General features: G+C 69.1%; 1 protein-coding gene and 1 pseudogene. Both read left to right on the top strand.

The features are described 5' to 3' along the window. Positions 1–579 (top strand): annotated as a pseudogene (locus ACZ5CR_RS47675) (fatty acyl-AMP ligase); the annotation flags it as partial. A gap of 38 nt (positions 580–617) precedes the next feature. Next, the gene (locus tag ACZ5CR_RS47670) at positions 618–899 is read left to right on the top strand and encodes an acyl carrier protein (protein ID WP_468870340.1); all 282 of its coding nucleotides are present in this window, start codon (positions 618–620) and stop codon (positions 897–899) included. Positions 900–1006: the final 107 nt, after the last annotated feature.

Below are 1006 nucleotides of genomic sequence, written 5' to 3'. Positions count from 1 at the left end.
GTGGTCGACCCGACGTCCCGGGAGGTGCTCCCGGAGGGCTCCCTGGGAGAGATCTGGCTGCGCGGCCGCAGCATCTCCCCCGGCTACTGGCAGCGGGACGACAACGCGGAGACCTTCGACGCCGTCACCGCGAACGGCGACGGCGGCTACCTCCGCACCGGCGACATCGGCGCACTGCACGACGGTGAGCTCTACGTGCACGGACGGCTCAAGGACGTGATCATCGTGCACGGGCGCAACGTCTACCCCCAGGACGTGGAGCAGGAACTGCGCGCCCAGCACCCCGAGTTGGGCAGTGTCGGCGTCGTATTCGGCGGTCCTGGCTACGCCGATGGCGGCGACGAATCCATGGTCGTCGTCACGCACGAGGTGCGCCGCGTGCAGCACGACGGGTTGCCCGCTCTCGCGGCCGGCATCCGGCACACGGTGGGGCGCGAGTTCGGCATCAGCGTCGACAGCGTGGCTCTGCTCAAGCCCGGCAGTGTCCTGCGCACCACGAGCGGCAAGGTTCGCCGCGCGGCAATGCGGGATCTCTTCCACCAGGGTCTGCTGACTCCCCTCTACCAGGACCCTCGTTAGGGCCACGACGTACTGCTTCACCCACCCGAAGGACTCACATGCAAAACGCCGCCGGAACCGACGAGCTCTACGCCGAACTCCAGGATTGGCTCTGCGCCCACGTGGCCGAGGAGTTGAGGCTGCCGCAGGGGGCAGTCGACCCGACTGAGCCCATGTCCGCCTACGGCCTGGATTCGATAAAGGCCATCACCCTTCTCACCGCGGTCGAAGACCACGTGGGCTTCGAGATCGACCCCAACGCCCTCTGGGAGTTCCCCACCGTGGCCTCCCTTGCCGAGTCGCTGGTCGGACGGCTGGCCACCCGGTCCGCGCAGAGCTGACGTCGGCGGCCGACTCCGGCCAGGCGGTCCGGTGCAGGTGCTACCGGGACGTCTTCCCCGTCTCCGTCACCGGGCGGTCCTGCCGCAGGTCGTCGAAGAGGCGGGCC

It is taken from the genome of Streptomyces sp. NPDC031274, assembly GCF_055570235.1.
Note: the sequence above shows the minus strand (reverse complement) of the source record. Positions and strands in the feature narration are given on the sequence as shown.

Bases quoted from the DNA above. Each gene is read 5' to 3' on its own strand.
- ACZ5CR_RS47670 (WP_468870340.1), top strand. From the start codon at position 618: ATGCAAAACGCCGCCGGAACCGACGAGCTCTACGCCGAACTCCAGGAT.